Genomic DNA, 7,123 nt, shown 5'->3' on the forward strand with positions numbered 1-7,123 from the left:
AGGGGATCAGCGCTTGCCGAACGACATGCGCAGCTGGGCACCGAACACGCGCGGTTCGTTGTAGACGAGCGTGGTCGAAGTCACCGACGGGGTGACGACACCGCCGGCAGCAGCATACGTCACGTCGAACAGGTTACGCACGAAGAAGCCGAGGTCGATGCCGCGATCCTCGATGTTGTTGAAGTCCAGCTTGAGGTTGACGGTGTCGTAGGCCTTCTGGATGCCGTTGGTGTCCAGCGGACGCTCGACGTACCAGACCTTGGCGCTGTGGAACCAGTTGGCGTTGAACACCATCTCGGCGAAGTTGCCCAGGTACGTCGCGTAGCGCGCACCGCCGCCGATGGTCCACTTGGGCGTGTAGGAGAACTTGTTGTTCACCGGGTTGTTGCCCAGCAGCGGGATGAAGGCTGCGGGTGCATCGTACTCGTCGTACTTGGCATCGGTGTAAGCGCCGAAGCCCGACAGCGTGAAGCCGCCGACCGGGGTGACCGAGAAGTCGAACTCGGTGCCCTTGATCGTCGCCTTGGCGGCGTTGATGATCAGGCTGCTCGGATCGTTGGCCGAGTTGCCGTCGCCGTCGAAGTCCGCGCCGGGGAAGATCGAGCGCTGGATGTTGTTGTACTTGCTGGTGTAGGCCGCGATGTTGAAGCGGCCCTTCACGCCGCCGATTTCCCAGCTGCTCTTGATACCGGCCTCGTAGTCGGTGACCTTCTCGGGCTGGAACGTCTCGAAGCCGTCAAAGTACGAAGACATGCCGCTCTGGTTGTAGCCCGCCGAGCGGTAGCCGCGCCGGTTGGTGATGTAGAGGAACAGGTCGTCGTTGACCTTGTAGTCGAAACCGACGGTCCAGGTCGGGGCCTTGGAGCTTTCCGAACCGGTCTTGCCGCCCTGCGTGGCGCAGGCGTCAGGCCCGATGCGGTCGGCCGTGTCGAGCGCCGCAACCGAGCAGCCGCTCGACTTGTCCCAGGTGTAACGGAAGCCGCCGTTGAAGCGCAGCCCTTCCGCGAAGCCGCCGAAGGCATAGCCGACCTGCCCGAACAGCGCCTTGCTGGTCGAGGAATTGTAGTTCTCGTTGTAGGTGAAGGTCCTGCCCGGGATCACCGCCGAGTAGGTGACGCTGCCGTTCACGCCGGTCGGGTCGCTCTTGAGGTAGAAGGCGCCGACGATCCAGTCGAGGCGGTCGTTCAGCAGCGAGCCGAGGATCTGGAACTCGTTCGAGACCTGCTCGACGTCGGTGTTGGAAACGCCGTCGTAAAGCGCGAGGTAGGTGCCGTCCATGTCACGGGCGGCCGCGACCTTGCTGCGGCGGTAGCCGAAGATGTTCTTGAAGGTGACCTTGCCGACTTCCAGTTCGGAGGTGTTGGCCACGCCCCAGAAGGTGCGGTTCGAATAGGGATCGATGCTCGTGCTGACGTCGCGCACGCCCGCCGCCTGCTGTTCGGCCAGCGCGATGTCGATGTCGCAGCCCGCGACGCCGCAGTCGAAGTAGGGACGGTTCGCCGCCGTGCGCGCGGTGCCGCCGCCGCTGACGGCCGGGTTCGGGTAGACGCCGTTGAGCACGGTGCCGGTGCCGTTCTCACGGGCGCGATACCAGTCGAACACGGTGGTGTTCTTCAGTCCGTCGACCGGCTCGATCAGGAGCGAGGCGCGGAAGGCGTCGTTGTGGCGGTCGTCGAGATCGCCGCCGTTGCCGTGGTTCTTGGTGTAGCCGTCGCGGCGGGCGATCTGGCCTGCGACGCGCAGGGCAACACGGTCCGCGACGATCGGCACGTTGACGGCGCCCTCGAAGGTCGTCTCGTTGTACGAGCCGAGCGTGACCTGTCCGTAACCGGCGAAATCATAGTCGGGCGCGACGGGGTAAAGCAGGAGTGCGCCGCCGGTGGTGTTGCGGCCGAAGAGGGTGCCCTGCGGACCCTTGAGCACCTGGATCGAGCCGATGTCGAAGGTCGGCACGATGCTGCCTTCGTTGGGCAGCGGCACGTCGGCGAAGTAGGTCACGACCGAAGGCGCGGCCGCGCCTGCCGTCGCGCGGCGCTGGCCGCGGATCACGATCGAGGGGGTATCGCGCGAGGTCTGCGGCGCGACGTTGAGGCCGGGGGTGGTGTAGGTCAGGTCCTGCGTGGAGACGACGGCCTTCTCGCGCAGCATCTCGGAGTTGAACGCGGTGACCGAGACGGGGACGGTCTGGGCGCTTTCCTCGCGGCGGCGCGCGGTAACGACGATGTCGCCGCCGGGCTGGTCGAGGTTTTGAGCGGCAGTGTCGGACTGGGCCTGCGCGGGCGCGGCGATGGCAAGAACGGTGGACGCGAGAAGTAGAGCCGAAAGGCTGCGACAGGTCATTGGTGTGTTACCCCATGGTTGTCCGGCCTGTCCCTGATCGCAGGCCGATATGCGCAAGACGCAAAGGCGCACGGATCATTCGCTGCCCGTGAAAAAATATATCGGATGACCTTCCGCAGCCTGCGCGGCTATGGAGGCCGGGCATTGGACCGAAGGGCTGATCCGATTTTCTCGTTGCGCAGGACACCGCAGGAAAAGCATGTCGAGGGCCGCCGGCAGGTGCCCGACCTGTCGGTGCACGTGCCCGCCCTGCGCCGTTATATCGCCAAGCGGGCGAACCCGGTGGATGTCGACGATCTCGTGCAGGACGTGCTGGTCCGCATGCACGTGCGTGGGCAGGCGGACCCGATCGCCAATGTCGAAGGCTACCTCTTCCAGGTCGCAGCGAGTGTTCTGACCGACCGGGCGCGGCGCGATACGGTCCGTCATCGCGGCGCGCATCACGAGCTGACCGAAGCGCTGCACCCGGTGGACGACCTCACCCCCGAACGCGTGCTGCGCGGCCGTGAGGACGTCGATCGGCTCGCCAATGCATTGGAGGAAATGCCCGAACTGACGCGCGACGTCTTCGTGCTGCACCGCTTCGAGGAGATGTCCTACGATGCGATCGGACGGCACCTCGGCATCTCGACCAGCGCGGTCGGGCGCAACATCATGAAGGCGATCCGCTTCCTCGCCGCGAGGGATCTGCCATGAGCAAATCCGCCGACAACCTCCCGTTCGACGACCGCCCGTTCGATGGCCGCGCGCTGGAAAGGATCGATTCGCCCGAAGCGACTGCCGCTGCCTATTTCAGCATCTTCCGTTCGCCCAAGGCGACGCCGCAGGACTACGAGGACTTCGAAAGCTGGCACGCCCGCGACGAAGCGCACCGCATCGCCTGGGCGCGGGTGGAGCGGGCCTGGGACGGCACCGGGGCTATGCGCGCCGACGCCCGCATCCTCGAAATCCGCGAGCGGGCGCTTGCCAATCGCCGCGACCGCCATGCCTGGGCACGCCCGGCGATGGCGGCGGGGCTCGCGTTGGCCGTCCTGGTCGGCGGGCTGGCTTTCCAGCATTACCGGGGTGACGGCGGGAACGCCCCGACCGCGCTGGCAGAGGCGGACAGCCACGTGATCTCGACCGGCGTGGGGCAGCAGAGCATCTTCCGCATGACGGACGGCACGGCGATCACCGCCAACACTTCGACCGTGCTCGCCGTTTCGGAAAGCGAAACCGGGCGCAGCACGACCATCCGCAGCGGTGAGGCGTTCTTCGAAGTCGCCAAGAACCCGCGCAAGCCTTTCGTCGTCTCGGCCGGAGGCGTCCGGGTGACCGCGCTGGGCACGGCCTTCGCTGTGAGGGACACCGGTGACCGCGTCACGGTCACGCTTGCAGAAGGCCGCGTGCGCATCGACATGCCGGCAGGGCAGGGCCGTGAGGCCCAGTCCACCGTTCTTCATCCCGGGCAGGAACTCGTGTGGCAGGGCGGTGCCTACCGCATGGCCGAGGTCGCCGTGGACCGCCAGCTATCCTGGCGCTCGGGCGTCCTGAGCTTCGATCGCGTGCCGCTGGAGCAGGCCGTGGCCGAGATCAACCGCTACAGTCCGCAGGAGATCATCGTCTCCAGCCCGCAGCTTGCGCGTCGTCCCATCAGCGGGACATTCCGCATCGGGGTGACGCGCGGGTTCCTGCAGAGCCTCGAACTGGCCGGGATCGCCCGCGTCGAGAACGAAAGCGTCACGCGCGCCGAACTCGTCGCGCCGTAAGGGGGCGGGTCACTCAAAACTGTAACGCAGCCGCATGCCGATCGTGCGGGGCGGCCCGGGAATGATCGTTGCCGCCGTATAAGCCGGATTGAGCGTCCCGCCGCCGCTCACGTAGAACCGGTCGGTGAGGTTGCGGCCCCACAATTCCATATCTACCGGCAATCCGCCCGGCCGACGCCATGTGATCGAAGCGCCAAGCAGCCCGTAGGCGGGCTGCCGCGCGAAAGATTCAGTCGGCCTTTCTGTCAGCCGGACACTGCTCACCCACGCGTAGTCTGCGCCAAGAGCGAGAGTTCCGAGCCCTACGGGCAAGGGAAGATCGTGCGATAGGAACACCGATCCGCCGAACGTCGGCGTATATGTGAAGCGGTTGTGCAGCGGGTCCGTGCCCAAAAGCGAGGTCAGGGCGGTGGGGGCATCGATCCGGGTATAACGCGCGTCGATCCACGAGGCGCTGAGGGTCAGCCGGGTACGGGTTCCCAGGTTCGCTGAAAACTCACCGTCTGCTCCCGCGACCCGGGCTTTCGCGCTATTGATGTAGAGGGTGATGGGGTCGGTCGTCAGTTCGCCGTCCCCATCGAAATCGACATCGGGAAACAGGGCGCGCTGCACGTCGTCGTAGAACCCGACATAGGCCGCCACCGCGTAGGAGCCGCTGATCCCCCCAAAACTCCAGCGCCCTTTGGCCCCGATCTCGAAGTCGGTCAGCGTCTCGGGCCGGAAAGTCTGGAACGCCGCCAGTAACCCGCCGAGCGCCGGCGTGTTGTAGCCGCCCGAACGAAACGCGCGGCGGCTGGTGGCGTAGAGGCTGCTGTCTCCCAGCCTACGGGTCAGCGCCAGCGTCCAGGTGAGCCGCCGCGATCGTGCCCGCGCCCTGGTTCCACCCTCGTCGAGGCATTGGCGTTCTGACAACGGCTTGGCCGCGGCGGACCGCAGCGCGCAGCCGCCGATCCATTCGCCGGTATACCGCAATCCGAGATCGGCAGTCAGGGCGGGGGCGAGCGAAGCGGTGACCTGGCCGAAGATCGCAGCGCTGCGGAAAGTCTGGTAGCTCGCGATGTGTGACGGCGGATTGTCAGGCCGCACCAGTCGCGACAGGGTCTGTACTACCGAACCGTCCGGCGCACTGTCCAGATAGAACAGTCCGCCGATATAGCGCAGGCTGCCGCTCTTTCCCTGCACCTGCAGTTCTTCGCTCCACTGGCGCAGCCGGGCATCGGTGACGGAATCGTTGATCGGCAGCGGCGTTCCGTCTCCATCGAGCGTGTAGTGCAGGTCGGTCGTCCTGAGGCCGACGATGTTGCGGATCAGCAGGTCGCCCTCGCCATACTCGGTGATGTTGCCGATGCCGCGAAACCGTCGTCGGAAGGATGGCGCCAAGCCGGACTGGGAGGTGCGGCGGCCCAGCGTCTGCTGGGTCTCGAAATAGCCGTCGATGTCGCAGGCGCCCGTTCCGCAATCGAAGTAGGGAGCGTTCTGCGCGTCGCGCACGCTTCCTCCCGCGTAGACGCCTGCGAGGATCAACGCGGCGCCTTTTTCCTCGGCATCGAGCATGTCGAAGCTGGTGGTGGAGCGCAGCGGTCCGCCCGGATCGAAACGCAGCACTGCCCGTATCGCATCGGTATGCACATCGTCCGCACGTCCGCCGCCGAACAGGCGCGTATAGCCCTCGCGCCGTACCTGCTGGCCCGATACGCGAAGCGAGAAGGGGCCGGACGCGGGCAATTCGACCGCCGCTTCGACGCGGTGCAATCCGTAGTTACCGATTTCGCCTTCGACGTAGGAGGCTATGCCTTCGCCCGGTTGTACCGAGCGCAGCAGTACAGCGCCGCTGGTGGCGTTCCGCCCGAACAGCGTCCCTTGGGCGCCGCGCAGCACTTCGACCGAAGCGATGTCGAACAGCGGCGAAAGTGCTGCCTGATTGGGCAGGGGCACTTCGTCCTGATAGACGACGAGCGGCAACCGGTTCTCGTCGCTGATCGATCGCCGCTGGCCGCGCATCACCAGAAGCGGCGTGGCGCTGCTGGTCTGGCCGGTGGCGACGAAACCCGGAGTTATGCGCGCCACGTCCGCCAGGGTGCGAACGGCCGCGTGCTGCAGCGCCGAATTGTCGAGATGGGTCACGACCAGCGGCACGTCGCGCTCCAGTTCGGGGCGACGCCGTGCAGAAACGAGAATTTCGGGAGGTTCGGGGACTGGGGCTGGAGGCCGGGGTTGCAGCACTTTGCGGACAGGCGGCGTCTTTGCGATCAGATATACGCCGGGGGCGACGGCACGAACGGACAGACCCATGCCGCGGGTCATTCGCGTCAACGCTTCGGCCGGAGTCATATGGCCGTGTACGGCATGCGTGCGCCGCGCCTCGCTACCGGGCGCGTTGACCAGGATCTGAACTCCGGCCTGCTGCCCCAGCGACGCTACGGCGCGGGACAGCGGAAGCGCAGGGACGTTCAGTTCCCCGTTCCTGGCGAAGGCTCCGGTCGCCGACCAAATGAGGACTGCGAACGCACAGACGGCATTCGCTATGCTAGCACGCAACCCGAAGTTTTCCCGGCAATTGAGCCATAATTCCCTGTGGCGGCGTGGCTATCGGCATCAGCGACACGCTTCAAGCAAAAGCTGGAAGGGGTTTGGCGCTGGGCTTGCCGGCTCGCAGTCTGCCTTGGTGCTGTTGGCCCCTGTTGAAAACATTTTTGAAAATTGAGTGTTGACCGAATCAGAAGCCCCCCTTAGAGGCCGCTTCACCGCAGCGGAGCACGCTTCTGCTACGGTCGCCAACACAGACGGACAGCTAGTTCCCCCGATCGCAAGAACGAGGGATGCTTGGTTGTCCGGCTTTACTGTTCGGCGGGGCTGGCTCGCAAGGCTGGTTCGCTCTTTGACATTGTAGGTTTAGATGAAGGGACATGTGGGCGACGGCGCCTGGTCTTTCGGGTCTTCGGGCCGGGAGTACCAGTTTAAAGCAAGCCGATGCCAATACATGTCCTAACGTAACCATACGTTTTACATAGTGCAGGTATCGGCTCCCGGAGTTC

The 7,123-nt window shown here is 65.5% G+C and carries 4 protein-coding genes; 2 read left to right on the forward strand and 2 right to left on the reverse strand.

The window, feature by feature from the left end; translation table 11 throughout:
• Window positions 1–6: 6 nt before the first annotated feature.
• The gene (locus tag QRN25_RS03120) at window positions 7–2,340 is read right to left on the reverse strand and encodes a TonB-dependent receptor (RefSeq protein WP_285017406.1); all 2,334 of its coding nucleotides are present in this window, start codon (window positions 2,338–2,340) and stop codon (window positions 7–9) included.
• Between the two features lie 105 nt (window positions 2,341–2,445).
• Between QRN25_RS03120 and QRN25_RS03125 the strand changes: the two genes are divergently transcribed.
• A complete protein-coding gene (locus tag QRN25_RS03125; protein WP_285017407.1) occupies window positions 2,446–3,036 on the forward strand; it encodes an RNA polymerase sigma factor in 591 nt (196 codons plus the stop codon).
• On the forward strand, window positions 3,033–4,088 hold the full coding sequence (locus QRN25_RS03130; RefSeq protein ID WP_285017408.1) for a FecR family protein: 1,056 nt from the start codon (window positions 3,033–3,035) through the stop codon (window positions 4,086–4,088). Before QRN25_RS03125 ends, QRN25_RS03130 begins: the two co-directional genes overlap by 4 nt.
• A 9-nt stretch (window positions 4,089–4,097) precedes the next feature.
• Here QRN25_RS03130 and QRN25_RS03135 read toward each other — a convergent pair whose 3' ends face one another.
• Window positions 4,098–6,380: a TonB-dependent receptor gene (locus QRN25_RS03135; protein ID WP_285017409.1), complete on the reverse strand. Its 2,283-nt coding sequence runs from the start codon at window positions 6,378–6,380 to the stop codon at window positions 4,098–4,100.
• Between the last annotated feature and the right edge of the window lie 743 nt (window positions 6,381–7,123).

It is taken from the genome of Novosphingobium sp. fls2-241-R2A-195, from assembly GCF_030209485.1.
Classification (GTDB): Bacteria; Pseudomonadota; Alphaproteobacteria; order Sphingomonadales; family Sphingomonadaceae; genus Novosphingobium; species Novosphingobium resinovorum.